This is a genomic window from Streptomyces sp. NPDC006529, assembly GCF_040611795.1.
Lineage (GTDB): Bacteria > Actinomycetota > Actinomycetes > Streptomycetales > Streptomycetaceae > Streptomyces.
In genome coordinates, this window is the sequence record NZ_JBEXPB010000016.1 from 60872 (window position 1) to 76262 (window position 15391).

15 protein-coding genes and 1 tRNA gene are annotated in these 15391 nt (G+C 72.9%); 4 read left to right on the forward strand and 12 right to left on the reverse strand.

Annotation, left to right across the window (positions count from 1 at the left end; genetic code table 11):
* Positions 1 to 13 precede the first annotated feature (13 nt).
* Positions 14 to 202: a hypothetical protein gene (locus ABZY31_RS14630; protein ID WP_356409400.1), complete on the forward strand. Its 189-nt coding sequence runs from the start codon at positions 14 to 16 to the stop codon at positions 200 to 202.
* Between the two features lie 78 nt (positions 203 to 280).
* Here ABZY31_RS14630 and ABZY31_RS14635 read toward each other — a convergent pair whose 3' ends face one another.
* The 3 genes from ABZY31_RS14635 to ABZY31_RS14645 form a co-directional block, all read right to left on the reverse strand.
* Positions 281 to 1168 (reverse strand): SDR family oxidoreductase, encoded by an 888-nt coding sequence (locus ABZY31_RS14635; RefSeq protein ID WP_356409403.1) that lies wholly within the window; start codon positions 1166 to 1168, stop codon positions 281 to 283.
* Entirely contained in the window at positions 1165 to 2085 is a 921-nt protein-coding gene (locus ABZY31_RS14640) for an alpha/beta hydrolase (protein ID WP_356409535.1), read from the reverse strand. The genes ABZY31_RS14635 and ABZY31_RS14640 overlap by 4 nt, the downstream gene beginning before the upstream one ends.
* Before the next feature lie 62 nt (positions 2086 to 2147).
* Entirely contained in the window at positions 2148 to 3779 is a 1632-nt protein-coding gene (locus tag ABZY31_RS14645; RefSeq protein WP_356409538.1) for an NAD(P)/FAD-dependent oxidoreductase, read from the reverse strand.
* Positions 3780 to 4004: 225 nt separating this feature from the next.
* On the opposite strand from ABZY31_RS14645, the gene ABZY31_RS14650 reads away from it, so the two are divergent.
* Entirely contained in the window at positions 4005 to 4727 is a 723-nt protein-coding gene (locus ABZY31_RS14650; protein WP_356409540.1) for a MerR family transcriptional regulator, read from the forward strand.
* Here ABZY31_RS14650 and ABZY31_RS14655 read toward each other — a convergent pair.
* Positions 4706 to 5512, reverse strand: coding sequence for an exodeoxyribonuclease III (locus tag ABZY31_RS14655; protein WP_356409406.1), 807 nt, complete (start codon positions 5510 to 5512; stop codon positions 4706 to 4708). The genes ABZY31_RS14650 and ABZY31_RS14655 overlap by 22 nt on opposite strands.
* Positions 5513 to 5596: 84 nt before the next feature.
* Here ABZY31_RS14655 and ABZY31_RS14660 point away from each other — a divergent pair, with 84 nt between their 5' ends.
* Entirely contained in the window at positions 5597 to 6094 is a 498-nt protein-coding gene (locus tag ABZY31_RS14660; RefSeq protein ID WP_356409409.1) for a GNAT family N-acetyltransferase, read from the forward strand.
* A 158-nt stretch (positions 6095 to 6252) separates the two neighbouring features.
* Here ABZY31_RS14660 and ABZY31_RS14665 read toward each other — a convergent pair.
* The 7 genes from ABZY31_RS14665 to galU form a co-directional block, all read right to left on the reverse strand.
* Positions 6253 to 6326: transfer RNA gene (locus ABZY31_RS14665), tRNA-Ala, on the reverse strand.
* A 66-nt stretch (positions 6327 to 6392) separates the two neighbouring features.
* Positions 6393 to 7478, reverse strand: a complete 1086-nt coding sequence (locus ABZY31_RS14670) for a hypothetical protein (protein WP_356409411.1) — start codon at positions 7476 to 7478, stop codon at positions 6393 to 6395.
* Between the two features lie 177 nt (positions 7479 to 7655).
* The gene (locus ABZY31_RS14675) at positions 7656 to 8267 is read right to left on the reverse strand and encodes a GNAT family protein (protein WP_356409414.1); all 612 of its coding nucleotides are present in this window, start codon (positions 8265 to 8267) and stop codon (positions 7656 to 7658) included.
* A 17-nt stretch (positions 8268 to 8284) separates the two neighbouring features.
* Positions 8285 to 8773, reverse strand: coding sequence for a MogA/MoaB family molybdenum cofactor biosynthesis protein (locus tag ABZY31_RS14680; RefSeq protein WP_356409543.1), 489 nt, complete (start codon positions 8771 to 8773; stop codon positions 8285 to 8287).
* Positions 8774 to 8886: 113 nt separating this feature from the next.
* Positions 8887 to 9366 carry a cyclic pyranopterin monophosphate synthase MoaC gene (gene moaC, locus ABZY31_RS14685; RefSeq protein ID WP_356409416.1) on the reverse strand — a complete coding sequence of 160 codons (480 nt, stop codon included), beginning with the start codon at positions 9364 to 9366 and terminating at the stop codon, positions 8887 to 8889.
* A 73-nt stretch (positions 9367 to 9439) separates the two neighbouring features.
* Positions 9440 to 10816 carry a gephyrin-like molybdotransferase Glp gene (gene glp / locus ABZY31_RS14690; protein WP_356409418.1) on the reverse strand — a complete coding sequence of 459 codons (1377 nt, stop codon included), beginning with the start codon at positions 10814 to 10816 and terminating at the stop codon, positions 9440 to 9442.
* 4 nt (positions 10817 to 10820) lie between these two features.
* Positions 10821 to 11723, reverse strand: a complete 903-nt coding sequence (gene galU / locus ABZY31_RS14695) for a UTP--glucose-1-phosphate uridylyltransferase GalU (RefSeq protein ID WP_356409421.1) — start codon at positions 11721 to 11723, stop codon at positions 10821 to 10823.
* A 125-nt stretch (positions 11724 to 11848) separates the two neighbouring features.
* Between galU and ABZY31_RS14700 the strand changes: the two genes are divergently transcribed.
* Positions 11849 to 12430, forward strand: a complete 582-nt coding sequence (locus ABZY31_RS14700) for a 5-formyltetrahydrofolate cyclo-ligase (protein WP_356409424.1) — start codon at positions 11849 to 11851, stop codon at positions 12428 to 12430.
* A 40-nt stretch (positions 12431 to 12470) separates the two neighbouring features.
* Here the strand turns inward: ABZY31_RS14700 and ABZY31_RS14705 are convergent, their stop codons facing one another.
* Positions 12471 to 15275, reverse strand: coding sequence for a penicillin acylase family protein (locus tag ABZY31_RS14705; protein ID WP_356409427.1), 2805 nt, complete (start codon positions 15273 to 15275; stop codon positions 12471 to 12473).
* Positions 15276 to 15391 lie beyond the last annotated feature (116 nt).

A 15391-nucleotide genomic window follows, 5' to 3' on the forward strand; every position in this document is an offset into this window, starting at 1 on the left:
GAAGTCTGTGCGCATGGGAATCAGAGAGCAGTTCCAGGACAAGGCGAAGGAGCTGGCCGAGAAGGCCGCGGCGGCCGCCCAGGGGCAGCGCGACGAGGCCTCGGAGCGGGCGCGCGAGGCCTCGGACCAGGCACGGGAACGGGCGAGGGAGCGGGCGCGCACCTCGTTCGACCAGCCCTACGACGAGCCCTCCGGGAGATGACCGCGGCCCCCACCGGCTGAGGCAGGCGCGACCCGTCCGTCCGCGGGTCGCGCCCCTCCTGTCGCCCTGCGACTACGGCTACGCGCGCTTGGCGTCGCGTTCGCGCTCGTCCGCGGCTCCGCCCGCGCCCACGAGCCCCCTGGAGACACCGGCCAGCCGCGGCTCGAACCGCTTCATCTCGCGCTGCCCGACGGCGGCGATCACCCCCGGCAGGTAGCCGCGCACGCCCTGCATCCCGCGCAGCCACCACTGCGCGTACACGTGCGCCGAGCGCCGCTCGATCCCGGCGACGATCCGGTCGACCGCGGGCCCCAGCGGGTACGTGCGGTTCGACGGCCACGGCAGCCGCTGGCGCAGTTCCCGCATGACCTCGTCCCGGTCGGCGCCCCGCACCATGTCGGTGTCGGTCCAGGAGAGGTAGCCGACGCCCACCTTGACGCCCTTGTAGCCGACCTCGGCGCGCAGGCAGTGCGCGAAGGCCTCGACGCCGGACTTGGACGCGCAGTACGCCGTCATCATCGGCGCCGGGGTGATCGCGGCGAGCGAGGCGATCTGGAGGAAGTACCCCCGGCTCTCCGTCAGCACCGGCAGGAAGGCGCGGGCCGTGACGGCCCCGCCGATCAGGTTGACCTCGATCACCCGGCGCCAGGCGTCCGGGTCGGAGTCGGCGAACGGTCCGCCCGCCGCGACCCCGGCGTTGGCGACGACGATGTCGACCTTGCCGAAGCGCTGCTTGACCTCCTGGGCCACCCGGGCCATCGCCTCGTGGTCGGTGACGTCTGCGTACCAGTGGTCGCTGTCGGTGTGCAGCCGCTCGGAGACCTCCTTGAGGGCCTCCGGCTCCAGGCCCACCAGCGCGACGCGCGCCCCGCGCGCGGACAGCTTGCGGGCGAGCAGCTCGCCGACGCCGCGGGCGGCGCCGGTGACGACGGCGACCTGGCCTTCCAGACTCCTGCGCTCGCTCACGGGGTCGTCTCCTTCGTGGTGGGGGTGGGAGGGGCGGTGGTCGCGGCCCCGGTGCCGGTGCCGGTCGCGCCGACCGGCGGGAGGTGCTGCCCGGCCAGTTCCCGGATGACCCGGGTGACGGCCTCGGGGGCCTCGATCGGGGTCATGTGGCCCATGCCGGCCAGCTCCGTGAGCCCGACGCAGTGCGGGAGCGAGGCGGCGAGCGCCCGGGCGTGCACCACGGGGGTGAGCCGGTCGGCCGTGCCCGCGATGACGGCGGTGGGCGCGGTGAGGCGGGCGAGCCGGTCGTCCAGGTCCAGCCCGGCCAGCACCCGGGACCACCCGTGCCGGGCCCCGGTGGGGCAGCCGTGCACGATACGGGCACAGGCCTCGACCCGGTCGGGAGCCGAACCCGGGCCCATCGTGGCGTACTTCAGCACCTTCCGGGCCACCGGCGTGACCGGCCCCAGGGGGGCGCGCGAGCCGAGAACCGCGCTGGTCATCCGGGTCCGGATGCGCCCGGCGCGCAGCGGCAGCACGAGCGCCTCCGCGACCAGCCGGGAACTGCCCGTGCTGCACAGCAGGACGGCGGCGGCCCGCTCGTCGAACCCGGGCCGCCCGGCGGCGGACATGACGGTCATCCCGCCCATGGAGTGCCCGGCGACCACCGCCCGCTCCCCGGGGGCCAAGGTGGCCTCCAGGACCGCGATCAGGTCGTCGGCGAGGGAGTCGACGGCGTAGGCGGAGGCGGCCGGGCTGCGGCCGTGGCCCCGCTGGTCGTAGGCGATCACCCGGTGGGTGGCGGCCAGGGCGCGGATCTGCGCGGCCCAGAACGCGGTGGAGCAGGTCCAGCCGTGGGCCAGGACCACCGCCGGGGCGCCCTCCTCGCCGTGCACCTCGACGTGCAGCAAGGAGCCGTCGGCGGAGACCGCCTCCAGGGTGCGGCGCGCGGGCGGGGGCGCGTAGGGCCCGGTGGTGACGTGGTGCGGACGCCGGGCGCTCACGCGGCGCCCCCCGACACCGTGGCCGCCGCGGTCTCCGCAGTCGCCGCCGTCGCCGTGGTCGCCGTGGTCGCCGTGGTCGCCGAGGTGCGCTCCCGCGCCTCCGCCCGGCCGCGCAGCACCTCGTACTCGGCGAGGTCCACGCCCCGGGTCTCGCGCCGGAACTCCGCCGTCGTCCCCGGCCACACGGTGGTGTTGCGCCCGTTCGCGTCGAGGTACCAGCTGGTGCAGCCGCCGGTGTTCCACACGGTCCGCTTCATCCGGTCCTGCACGCGCCGGTTCCAGGCGTGCACGGCCGAGGGGCGCGCGGCGAGCGCGGTGCGCCCCTCGCGGCCCGCACTCCCGCCGCGGCCGCCCGGCGTGAGGAGGCCGAGCTGACGGACGTAGTCCGCCATGTAGTTCAGCTGGGACTCGATCATCAGGATCATCGAGCTGTTCCCGAGCCCGGTGTTCGGCCCGATGATCGTCATCCAGTTCGGGAAGCCCGCCGCGGTCGCCCCGCGCAGCGACTGCATCCCGTCCTTCCACTCCTCGGCGAGGGTCCGGCCCTCGGCGCCCACCACCCGGTCGGCGATCGGCATGTCCGTGACGTGGAAGCCCGTACCGAAGACGATCGCGTCGGCCGCGGTCTCGGTGCCGTCCGCGGCGACCAGCACCGAGCCGCGGACCTCCTTCAGCCCGGAGGCCACGAGGTCCACGTTGGGCCGGGCGAGCGCCGGGTAGTACGTGCTGGAGAGCAGGATCCGCTTGCAGCCGATGCGGTACGACGGCGTCAGCTTGGCCCGCAGCGCCGGGTCCTTGATGGAGCGGGCCATGTTCGCCTTGGCCAGGGACTCGACCAGGCCGAGGCGGTTCGGGTGCTTGGTGAAGGCGCCGACCTGCAGTTCGCGGATGCCCCAGAGCAGTCCGCGGCGCGCGGCCCGGGTGAAGGGCAGTTGGCGGTGCAGCCAGCGCTCCCCGGCGCTGATGGCGCGGTCGGTGCGCGGCATCACCCACGGCGGGGTGCGCTGGAAGAGGGTGAGCCGCTCCACGTCGGGCGCGATGGCGGGCACGATCTGGATGGCGGAGGCGCCGGTCCCGATCATCGCGACGCGCTTGCCGCGCAGGTCGTATTCGTGGTCCCAGCGCGCGGAGTGGAAGACCTTGCCGGGGAAGGAGGAGAGCCCCGGGATCTCCGGCATCTTGGGGTCGGAGAGCGGCCCGGTCGCGGAGACCACCACGTCGGCGGTGAAGGAGCCCCGGGAGGTCTCGATGTCCCACCGCAGCTCGTCGGCGTCCCAGCGCGCCATCTCGACCTCGGTGTTCAGCCGCAGGTGGGGGCGCAGGCCGAAGGTGTCGGCGACGTGCTCCAGGTAGGCGCGGATGTGCCGCTGTCCGGAGAAGGTGCGCGGCCAGTCGGGGTTGGGGGCGAAGGAGAAGGAGTAGAGGTGCGACGGCACGTCGCACGCGCACCCCGGGTAGTCGTTGTCGCGCCAGGTCCCGCCCACCGAGTCCGCGCGCTCCAGGACCACGAAGTCCGTGACCCCCTCGCGCCGCAGCCGGACGGCCGCCCCGAGCCCGCCGAATCCGGACCCGATCACCGCCACCCGTACGTGCTCGCGCTCACGCTCATCCGCGTGTCCGTCGCCCATGCCCGCCGCCTCCGCTTCCGCTTCCGCTTCACTCACAGCCTGCACCCCGCAATCGCGCCAGCAATCACTGGCACGGTTGGAGCGTAGAGCAGCTCCGTACTCATGGGTAGGGGGCGCGAAGGGAAAGTTACCGGCGGTACGCCATAGGGTGCGGCTGTGGTGGACGAAGAGGCGCGAGAGGCACACCCGGCAGGTCCGGCCGAGCCGGCGGACCGCAGCGAGCCGGTGCGCGAGTACCGCACGGAGGAGCTGGCCGAGGCGGCCGGCATCACCGTGCGCACCCTGCGCTTCTACCGCGAGCGCAAACTGCTCCCGCCCCCGCGCCGCGAGGGCCGCATCGCCTGGTACGACGACCACCACCTGGCCCGGCTGCGCACCATCGCCGCACTGCTGGAGCGCGGCCACACCCTGGGCGGCATCGCGGAGCTGACGGCCGCCTTCGAGAACGGCCGCGACGTCGGCCAGCTCGGCGAACTGCTCGGGATCGGCTGGTCGCAGGAGACCCCGGTCCGGCTCACCCCGCAGGCACTGGCCGACTACTTCGAGGGCGAGGTCACCCCGGAGAACCTGGCGGCCTCCCTGGACCTCGGCTACCTCGCCACCGACGGGGACGAGATCGTCCACGTCAGCCGCAACCTCCTCGACGTCTCCTCGGCCCTGGTCCGCGAGGGGATCCCGCTGGCCGCCGTCCTGGAGACGGGCCGCCGGGTGCGCGCCCACGCGGACGCGCTGGCCGCGCTGTTCACCGAGCTGATGGAGGCCCACCTGCCCGAGGGGGCGGCGCCGCGGCTGCGCCCGCTGGCCAAGAGCGTGGTGGAGGCGGAACTGACGATGGCCATGGACCGCCTCCTGGCCGCGCGGGACCGGCCGGGCCGGCCCGCCGCGCAGCCGCAGGACTCACAGGACCCTCAGGGCCCCCGGAGTCCTCAGAGCCCTCCGGCCCCGTAGACGACGGTCACCGGCGCGTGGTCGGACCACCGCTCGGGGTGGGTCTCGGCGCGCTCGACGAAGGCCTTCACGGCCCGCTCGGCCAGTCCGGGCGTGGCCACGTGCAGGTCGATCCGCCAGCCCGCGTCGTTGTCGAAGGCGCGCCCGCGGTAGGACCACCAGGAGTACGGCCCCTCGCCCTCGGGCTGGAGCGCGCGCACCACGTCGACGTACCCGGCGCCGTCGTAGACCGTGCCGAGCCACTCGCGCTCCTCGGGGAGGAAGCCCGCGTTCTTCCGGTTCGTCTTCCAGTTCTTCAGGTCTTCCTCGCGGTGGCAGATGTTCCAGTCCCCGCAGACCAGCACCTCGCGCCCGTCGGCGGCGGCGCGCGCCTTGAGCGCGCCGAGGTAGGTGTGGAACTCCGCCATGAAGCGGTACTTCTCGTCCTGCTTCCCGGTCCCGGCCTCACCGGAGGGCAGGTAGAGGCTGGCCACGGTCACCCCGGGCAGGTCGACCTCCAGGTACCGCCCGGCCGCGTCGAACTCCGCGCTCCCGAAACCGACCTGTACGCGCTCGGGCGCGCGCCGCGTGTACACCGCGACCCCGGCCCGCCCCTTGGCCGCGGCCGGCGCGAAGACCGTGTGCCAGCCCTCGGGCCGGCGGACCTCCTCCGGGATCTGCCCCTCCTCGGCCCGGACCTCCTGGAGGCAGACCACGTCGGCGTCGGACCCGGCGAGCCAGGCACCGAAACCCTTCTTGGCGGCGGCGCGGATGCCGTTCACGTTCACGGACGTCACAGTGATCAAGGCCTGACTCCAAACATCGCGCCCCCACGACACACAAAACGGCCACCAGCGTACCGGCCCCGCCGCCGCCCGTACGATGTTCGAATGCCTTACGGGATCCAGCTCCGCGACGTGCCGTACGACCACCCGGACGCGGTCAAGCTCAACGACCAGGTCCAGCTCGAGTACCAGGCGCGCTACGAGGGCGACGGCGACGCCACGCCCCTCGACCCGGCCATGTTCGCCCCGCCGAACGGCCGCTACCTCCTCGCCTACGACGCCCACGGCGCCCCCGTCGCGAGCGGCGGCTGGCGCGCCCAGGACGCGAACGACGAGGGCTACGCGGACGGCGACGCCGAGCTGAAGCGGATGTACGTCATACCCGAGGCCCGCGGCCTCGGCCTGGCCCGCCGCATCCTGGCCGAACTCGAAGCGGACGCCCGCACCGCGGGCCGCACCCGCATGGTCCTGGAAACCGGCGACCAGCAGCCGGAGGCGATCGCCCTGTACCTCTCGGAGTCCTACACCCCGGCCCCCACCAAGTTCGGCCTGTACCGCACCCACGAATCCAGCCGCTGCATGGCAAAGCCCCTGAACGCCTGACCCCGCGCCGGGTCCGGGGCGGCCGAAGCCCCGGGCCCCGCGGGGCCGTTCCTCCCGCAGCCCGGCTGACGCCCCCTCAAACGCCGAGATCCCGCCCAGCCTTCCGGCTGAACGGGATCTCGTGACGTTCCCGGGAGCAACCCGCGAACTGTCGTCTGTGGACCTGTGGGGATTTGAACCCCAGACCCCCTCGATGCGAACGAGGTGCGCTACCAGACTGCGCCACAGGCCCTTGCGACGTGTGAAACATTAGCATCCCATCCGGGGTGCACGGAAATCCGTTGTCCCGCAGGTCACGTCACTCGTTCGCGGCGCGGGGGCGGTCGTCGCCCTCGTACTGGTCGAAGAGCGGGGTGCGGCCGCGGTCGCGACTGCGGCGGGGGGTCGGGGGCGACGGCTTCTGATCCGCGCGCGGGTCGGGGACCGACGCGTGGGCGGCCGTGTGGTGGCCCTGCGCGGCGGCGGAGTGCGGGTGCGGCTGCTGGGCGCGCAGCCGGGGTTCCGTCGGTTCCGCCGCGCTGGAGCGGGACGAGCTCCAGGCGTCGGGGGCCGCCGGGCCGGTGGCCCGGGGGGCGACGGGAGCCGTCACGTACGTCGGCAGCGGGACCGGCACCGGCTCCCAGCTGTCACCGCGCGCCGGACCCCGCTCGCGCTCGCGCTGCTGGTCCACCCACTCCGCGTGGTCGGTCTGCTCGACCAGCGCGCGCCGGCCGGCCTCCTGCGGGGAGACCGGCGGCGCGGGGTCGGGCTCGGCGCCCTCGGCGGGCTCGGACTCGCGGCGCCGCGGGCGGTTCTCGCGCAGCCGCCGGGCGGCGATCTCGGCGCGCCGCCGGTCCATGGTGAAGATGAACCGCCGCCGCTCCTGCACGCGCAGGTGCACGATGTACGCGCTCAGCAGGAGGGCGGGGACGGCCGGGGCCCAGAGGTAGCGCAGCCCGCCGACGGCGGCGACGACCGCGCCGAGGGTGAAGACGAGGAAGAGCATCGCGGTGGTGCGACGGCGCCGGGCGAGGACCTGGAGGCGCTGTTCGCGCCGGGCGCGCTCGGCGCGGTCCGCCCGCTCGGCGCTCGCGCCCCGCGGTTCCGCCCTGGTTCTGGGCACGGCATTGACCCGGGCGTCGGCGTCGACGGAATTCACTTTCTCCGTCGCGGCGTCCGGGTCCGCGTGGGGCTTGGGTTCCGCCTCCTCGTCACCGCGCTCACGCAGTTCCCTGGCGTAACGGCGCTCCATTCCCGCCCGGCCGGAAAGCAGCCGGATGGCGGTGGAGAAGCGTTCCGTCGGACGGGCTTCGTTCAGCTCGTCCTGCCTCCGGAGCCACATGGGCACCAAGTAGGCGGCCCAGGCCCCGACGATGACTGCGTAGATGAGGCCGCTGCTGCTCACACCCCACACCGTAGAGGGGTACGGGCGGAGGCATCCGCCAATTGAGCCGGTGTGTCGCACGATCCGGCTGATATCACGGACTTTTTTTGTGATTCTCCGGATCAGATTATGGATAGCGGGCTCGCCCGGAGCCGATATTCGAACTTTTATTCGAAAAGCACGGTCGGCCCGTCCCTCTTATTTCTGCGGCGGGGCGTGCCCGTGCCGTTCGCGCCGCCAGCGGCTCAGCAGCCCCTCGCGCACTTCCTCGGCCGTCAGCGCGTAGACGAGGTGGTCCCGCCAGGCGCCGTCGATGTGCAGGTAGCGCGGCCGCATGCCCTCCTCGCGGAAGCCCAGCTTCTCCACGACGCGCCGGCTCGGCCCGTTCTCCGGCCGGATGCAGACCTCGACGCGGTGCAGCCCGACCTGCCGGAAGCAGTGGTCCACCGCCAGCGCGACCGCCGTCGGCATCACGCCCCGCCCGGCCACGTCCCGGTCCACCCAGTAGCCGACGTGACCGGCGCACATGGAGCCCCAGGTGATCCCGGCGACCGTCAGCTGGCCGACGAGCCGGCCCTGGTACTCGATGACGAAGGGCAGCATCCGGCCGGCGTTCGCCTCGGCCCGCAGGTGGCGGACCATCTGGCGGTAGGTCGGCCGGTGCACGACCGGGCCCCAGGGCGCGGCCGGCGGAATGGTCGCCTCCCACGGCCGCAGCCAGTCGCGGTTGCGCCGGTTGACCTCGCGCCAGGCACGCTGGTCACGGACTCTTATCGGCCGGAGCGTGACGTCGCCGTCCGACAGGACCACCGGCCACGTGGGTCCGTTCAGCTCGGGCTCCCGGGTCTGGGATGGTCGCCGCCCCGGATCTGGTCGACGGCGTGGAGCAGGATGCGGTCCAGGACGGCCAGGCCGTCCCGTACGCCGCCGGTCGAACCCGGCAGGTTGACGATCAGCGTGTGCCCGGCGACCCCCGCCAGCCCGCGGGACAGCGCCGCGGTCGGCACCTTCGCGAGGCCCTCGGCGCGGATCGCCTGCGGGATGCCGGGGATCTCGTAGTCCAGGACCCGCGCGGTGGCGTCCGGGGTCCGGTCGGTGGGCGAGATCCCGGTCCCGCCGGTGGTGAGGACGACGTCGTACCCGGCGGCGACCCCCTCGCGCAGGGCCGCTTCGACGGGGTCGCCGTCGGGCACCACGCGCGGACCGTCCACCGTGAAGCCGAGACCGGCGAGGGCCCGGGCGAGCAGTGGGCCGCCCTTGTCGGCGTACACGCCCCGGGAGGCGCGGTTGGAGGCGGTGACGACCAGGGCCCGCAGCGGAGCGGAGGCCTCCGCGGCGGCGGGGACGTCGCTGCCGGGAACGGCACCGGCCTCGGCACCCGACCCGGACCCGTGACTGTGGCTGTGGACCTCGCCGCCGCGCGGGGCGTTCACGCGCGGTTCCAGTCGCCGGACTTGCCGCCGGTCTTCTCCTCCACCCGGACGTCGGTGATGACCGCGCCCTTGTCGACGGCCTTGACCATGTCGATCACGGTGAGCCCGGCGACCGCGACGGCGGTCAGCGCCTCCATCTCGACGCCCGTGCGGTCGGTCGTCCTGACGGTGGCGAGGATCTCCACGGCGTCGTCCGTCACCGACAGGTCGACCTCGACGCCGGAGACGGCGAGCGGGTGGCACAGCGGGATCAGGTCGGGCGTCCGCTTGGCGCCCATGATCCCGGCGATGCGCGCGGTGGCGAGGGCGTCGCCCTTGGGCACGCCCTCGCCCCGCAGCAGTTCGATCACCCGGGGCGAGACGAGCACCCGGCCGCTCGCGCGCGCCGTCCGCGTCGTGACGTCCTTCTCGGACACGTCGACCATGCGGGCCGCGCCGGCCTCGTCGATGTGCGTCAGCCTGCTCTGCGTGCTCATAAGTGCGTGCCGCTCCCGTCCGGGCCCCGCAAGGGCCTGTGTGGTGCAACACGCTACCCGCACCGGGCGGGGTTCAGCCGAGCAGGACCACTTCCAGCTCGGTGCCGGGCTCGACCGAAGTGACGTCCTCCGGCACCACCATCAGCGAGTCCGCGTGCGCGAGCGCCGCGATCAGGTGCGAGCCGGATCCGCCGACCGGGCTGACCGTCCCGTTCGCCGGATCGTACTTGCCGCGCAGGAACTGGCGGCGCCCGGCGGGCGAGCGCAGCGCTTCGCCGGCCTCCAGCACCGCGCGGACCACCGGGCGGTGCGGGTCCGCCGCGGGCAGGCCCATCAGGGCCCGGATCGCGGGGCGGACGAAGAGTTCGAAGGAGACGTACGAGGACACCGGATTGCCGGGCAGGGCGAGCAGCGGGGTCGCGTCGGGGCCGATCGTGCCGAAGCCCTGCGGCTTGCCGGGCTGCATGGCCAGCTTGCGGAAGTCGACCCCGGAGCCGTCGACGCCGGAGCCCTCGATGCCGTCCTCGCCGGCGGAGCCCGTCGACACGGACGTCAGGGCTTCCTTGACCACGTCGTACGCGCCGACGCTGACGCCGCCCGTGGTGACGAGGAGGTCGGCCCGGATGAGCTGGTCCTCGATGGTGGAGCGCAGCGTGTCGGCGTCGTCGGCGACCGCGCCGACCCGGTAGGCGATGGCTCCGGCGTCGCGGGCGGCGGCGGCCAGCGAGAAGCTGTTGGAGTCGTAGATCCGGCCCTCGGTCAGCGGTTCGCCGGGCTGGACCAGCTCGCTTCCGGTGGACATGACGACCACGCGGGCGCGCGGGCGCACCCGGACGGTGCCGCGCCCGATGGCGGCGAGCAGGGCGATCTGCGGCGGGCCGAGCACCGTCCCCGCGCGCAGCGCGAGGTCGCCCGCCCGGACGTCGCTGCCGCGGGCGCGGACGTGGGCGCGCGCCTCGGCGGCCCGGTGCACCCGGACCTCGCCGCGGGCGCCCTCGGGGGCCTCGCTGGCCGGGCTCATGCCCGCGGCCGCGCCGCCGCCCGTACCGCCGTCGGTCCATTCGACCGGTACGACGGCCTCCGCGCCCGGAGGCAGCGGGGCGCCGGTCATGATCCGGGCGGCCTCGCCGGGGCCGACGGCGGGCAGCTCCACGCTGCCCGCCGCGACGTCCCCGATGACCGTCAGCACCGCGGGGAACTCCTCGCTCGCGCCCTGGACGTCGGCGACCCGGACGGCGTACCCGTCCATGGAGCTGTTGTCGAAGGGCGGGAGGGCGACGGGCACCGTGACGTCTTCGACCAGGACACAACCCTGGGCGTCCATCAGCTGGAGTTCGATCGGCTCCAGCGGCCGGATCGCGGCGAGGACGTCCGCGAGGTGCTCGTCGACCGACCACAGACGCTGGTGGGCGTCCGCGGGCCGAGGATGCTGCGGTGCGGGACTGGTCAAGGTGCTACATCTCCTCCGTGACGTAACGGTGAAGCCAGGTGCGGAACTCGGGGCCGAGGTCCTCGCGCTCGCAGGCGAGGCGGACGATGGCCCGCAGGTAGTCCCCGCGGTCCCCGGTGTCGTAGCGGCGGCCCCGGAAGACCACGCCGTGCACCGGGCCGCCGATGGTCTCGTCAGCGGCCAGCTTCTGCAGGGCGTCGGTGAGCTGGATCTCCCCACCGCGGCCCGGCTCGGTCTCCCGCAGTATGTCGAAGATCGCCGGACTGAGGACGTAGCGTCCGATGATCGCGTAGTTGCTGGGCGCCTCGTCCGCGTCCGGCTTCTCGACCAGGCCGGTGATGCGGACGACGTCGTCGTCGCCGGTCTTCTCCACGGCGGCGCAGCCGTAGAGGTGGATGGACCGGGGGTCGACCTCCATCAGCGCGATGACGGTGCCGCCGGTGCGCTGCTGGAGTTCGACCATCGTCTGCAGGAGCGGGTCGCGCGGGTCGATCAGGTCGTCGCCGAGGAGGACGGCGAAGGGCTCGTCGCCCACGTGCGGGGCGGCGCAGAGCACGGCGTGGCCGAGGCCGCGCGGGTCGCCCTGGCGGACGTAGTGCATGGTGGCCAGGTCGCTGGACTCCTGGACCTTCTTCAGCCGGTCGTCGTCGCCCTTGGCGATGAGGGCCGACTCCAGCTCGTAGTTGCGGTCGAAGTGGTCCTCAAGAGGCCGCTTGTTACGCCCAGTGATCATGAGGACGTCGTCGAGTCCGGCCGCGACGGCCTCCTCGACGACGTATTGGATGGCCGGCTTGTCCACTACCGGGAGCATTTCCTTCGGGGTGGCCTTCGTCGCCGGGAGGAAGCGAGTACCGAGGCCCGCGGCCGGAATGACGGCCTTCGTGATCACCGGGTGCAACTGAGTCATGGGCAGAACGATAGTCGCTGGCCCGGACCGCCTTGCGAGAACCCGGGTTAAATTGTGCTGTTTTATGACTGAATAGAAGGGTTTTCGAGCCAGCTGTGGTACAGAACCGTTCCAACAAAGCGGAGTTGCGGCGCTCACTTCTCGCCGCCCGCCGCGCTCTTCCGGCCGCTTCCGTCGGTACGTCGGCCCGCGCGCTCGCCCGCCGGGCCCTCGCCCTGCCCGAACTGGCCGACGCGGGCACGGTCGCCGCGTACGTCTCCGTCGGCACCGAACCCGGCACCCGGGACCTGCTCGACGCGCTGCGCGAGCGCGGCGTCCGCGTGCTGCTTCCGGTCCTGCTCCCGGACAACGACCTCGACTGGGCGGCCTACGAGGGCCCCGGGAGCCTGGCCGGGAGCGAGCGCGCCGGGAAGCTGACCCTGCTGGAACCGGCCGGTCCGCGGCTGGGCCCGGAGGCGGTCACCGGCGCGGACGCGGTGCTGCTGCCCGGGCTCGCGGTGGACGGGCGCGGGATGCGGCTCGGGCGCGGCGGGGGCTCGTACGACCGGGTGCTCGCCCGGCTGGAGCGCGCGGACGCCCATCCGGCGCTGGTGGTCCTCCTCTACGACGAAGAGGTGGTCGCGCGGGTCCCGGAGGAACCGCACGACCATCCCGTGCACGCCGTCGTCACCCCGTCGGGGGTGCGCCGCTTCGGGCCCCCGGCGTGAGGGCCGCTAGGGCTTGAGGACCGCTAAGGCTTGAGGACCGCTAAGGCTTGAGGGTCAGGGTCTCGACGGTCGCCTTGGCGACCGCCTCCTTGCCGAACGCCCAGTCCAGCAGTTCGCCCTTGGCCCACAGGTCCGTCTGGTCGGTGTAGTGGTCGGCGTAGGCGTGGCCCGAGGCGCCGGTCAGGTTGACCCACCGGGACTTGTCGAGGTCGTTGAGGTTCACGACCATGCGCATCGAGGGGACCCAGGTGACGTCGTAGCCGCTGGAGGCGTTCCAGCCGGTGGCGTTGACCGTGGCCTCGCCGCCGCCCAGGTTCCAGGGGCCGCGGTTGAGGATCCACTTCATGATGCCGGGGCCCTCGGTGCCGATCGTCTGGTTCTTCAGCGTCAGCTGGTGCAGCCGGCCCCAGCTCCAGCTGGACTGGTCCTTGCCGAGCTTGGCGGTCAGCTCCCAGCGGGCGTCCTTCATGGCCCGGGCGAACAGCTCGTCGCGGGTGGTGGTCGCCTTGTCCGAGTACAGGGCGGGCGACTGCCACCAGGCCGACTTCTCGTCCTTGACCAGCTTGCGGACCACCTCGAACCAGCGGTCCCCGCCGTCGGGCTGCGCCGAGTCCGGGCCGCGCTCGCCGCATTCGCGGACCACCTCGGCGAGGTCGTCGGCCGGGCCGATGCCGTTGCCCTTGACGTTCATGCAGCTGTCCTTGACCCGCAGCTCCTTCGGCATCTTGTCGCCGAAGGACAGCTTCAGGATGTTGCGCCAGACCGCGTTGAAGTAGGCGGCCGCCGCCGAGTCGGGCTCCTGCGTGTAGTTCCAGCCCTCCAGCAGCTTCTGCGCGGAGCGCACGTCCGGGTCGGAGACGCGGATCTTGGTGAGCATCGGCGCCAGCAGCGCGGCGATCTCGCTGCTGTTGTCCATCTGCAGGGTGCGCATGTCGTCGGTGGAGATCTTGCCGCTGTCCTTGATCTTCGCCTCGATGAGGTCGTTGATCCGCTGGCTGCGGGCGCCGTAGCCCCAGTCGGTGGTCAGCGTGTAGGGGTACTTGCCGGTGCCGCTCTCCACGACCGCCTGGTTGGCGGTGACGACGTAGCCGCGCTGCGGGTTGAACTCCGAGGGCAGCTCGGCCTGGGCGATGAAGCCCTTCCAGGCGTACTTCGAGTCCCAGCCGGGCGCGGGCATCCGGCCGTCGCCCGTGGTGCGCAGCGGGATCCGGCCCGGGGCCTGGTAGCCGATGTTGCCGGCCGCGCCCTTGTTGTCGGCGTAGATCAGGTTCTGCGAGGGGACCTCGAACTCGGCGGCCGCGGCGCGGAAGGACGTCCAGTCCTTCGCGCGGTTCATCTTGAAGACGGCGTCCATCGACTTGCCCGGGTCCAGGGCGGTCCAGCGCAGGGCGACGGCGTAGCCGTTGCCGCGGTCGGGGGCGGTGCCGCCGACCGGGGCGCGGGCGCCGACCGTACCCAGCTCGTCGCTGCGGTCGGAGATCAGCGGACCGTTGTTCGTGGTCCGCACGGTGATCTTCTTCGCGGTGCCGCCCGCGACCTTGATGACCTCTTCACGGGTGGTGAAGGGGAGCACCTTGCCGTCGTAGACGTACCCCTCGGGCTTGATCTGCTCCAGGTAGAGGTCGCTCACGTCGGCGCCGAGGTTGGTCATGCCCCAGGCGATGTCGGCGTTGTGGCCGATGACCACGCCCGGCATGCCGGAGAAGGAGAACCCGGCGACGTCGTACTGGCAGGACGCCGAGGCGGTCCGGCAGTGCAGGCCGATCTGGTACCAGACCGAGGGCAGCTGCGGGGCAAGGTGCGGGTCGTTGGCGAGCAGCGGCTTGCCGGTGGTCGTGTACTTGCCCGCCACCACCCAGGAGTTGGACCCGATGCCGCTGCCGTTGGGACCGAGCAGGGCGGGGATCCGGTCCAGGGTCGAGGCCAGCGAGGTGAGCTGGGTGCGCAGGCCCGCGCTGGCGCCCTGGACGGTGGTGTTGTCCACGGCGCTGGTGTTGGTGGAGGCGTTCGATCCGATGGCGTTCGATCCGGTGGCTGCGGAGCCGGAGTCGGCGCCCTTGCCGGAGGGGGAGCCCGCGGCGCCCTGGGCGACGTACTTGCCGCCCTCGATCTTGCCGCCCTCGATCACCGGCTTGTTCCGGTCGAAGGGGTACGGCGGGTACAGCTCGTCGATCTGGGCCTGCGTGAGCTTGCCGGTCATCAGCGAACGGTCGATCTCGTCCTGCATGTTGCCGCGCAGGTCCCAGGCCATCGCCTTGAGCCAGGCCACGGAGTCGACCGGGCTCCACTGCTCGGGCTTGTAGTCGGCGCTGAGCTTCAGAGCCGCGTGCTCGACCGACAGGTCCTTGCCCGACTTGCCCTTGAGGTACTCGTTGACCCCGTCGGCGTAGGCCTGGAGGTACTTCTTCGTCTCGGGTGAGAGCTTGGTGTCGTACTCGGTCTGGGCGACCTGGCGCCAGCCCAGGGTGCGCAGGAAGGCGTCGGTCTCGACCTGACCGGATCCGAACATCTCGGAGAGGCGGCCGGAGGTCATGTGGCGGCGCACGTCCATCTCCCAGAACCGGTCCTGCGCGTGCACGAAGCCCTGCGCCCGGAAGAGGTCCTGGTCGGTGTCGGCGTACAGCTGGGGGATGCCCTTGGCGTCGCGCTTGACCTCGACGGGCGCGGTGAGGCCGGCGAGCTTGAGGGTCCCGGTCGTCTGCGGGTAGGAGCCGCGCAGGGTGTCCGCGCTCCAGTACGCCCCGTAGCCGAGGCCCGCGACGAGCGCCAGCACCAGCACGAGCACGATCAGACGGGCGCGTCGTCCCTTCTTCTTGACGGAAGGGGCGGGTTCGTTGGCGGGCATCGCTGTCCTTCGCGGGGCAGGGTGGTCCTGGAGTGCTGGAGCAACCATAGGCGCAGGGCGCCCGGGAGTGATCCGCGAGGGGTCCCGGCGGCTGGCAGCAGGGACGATCACCCCTT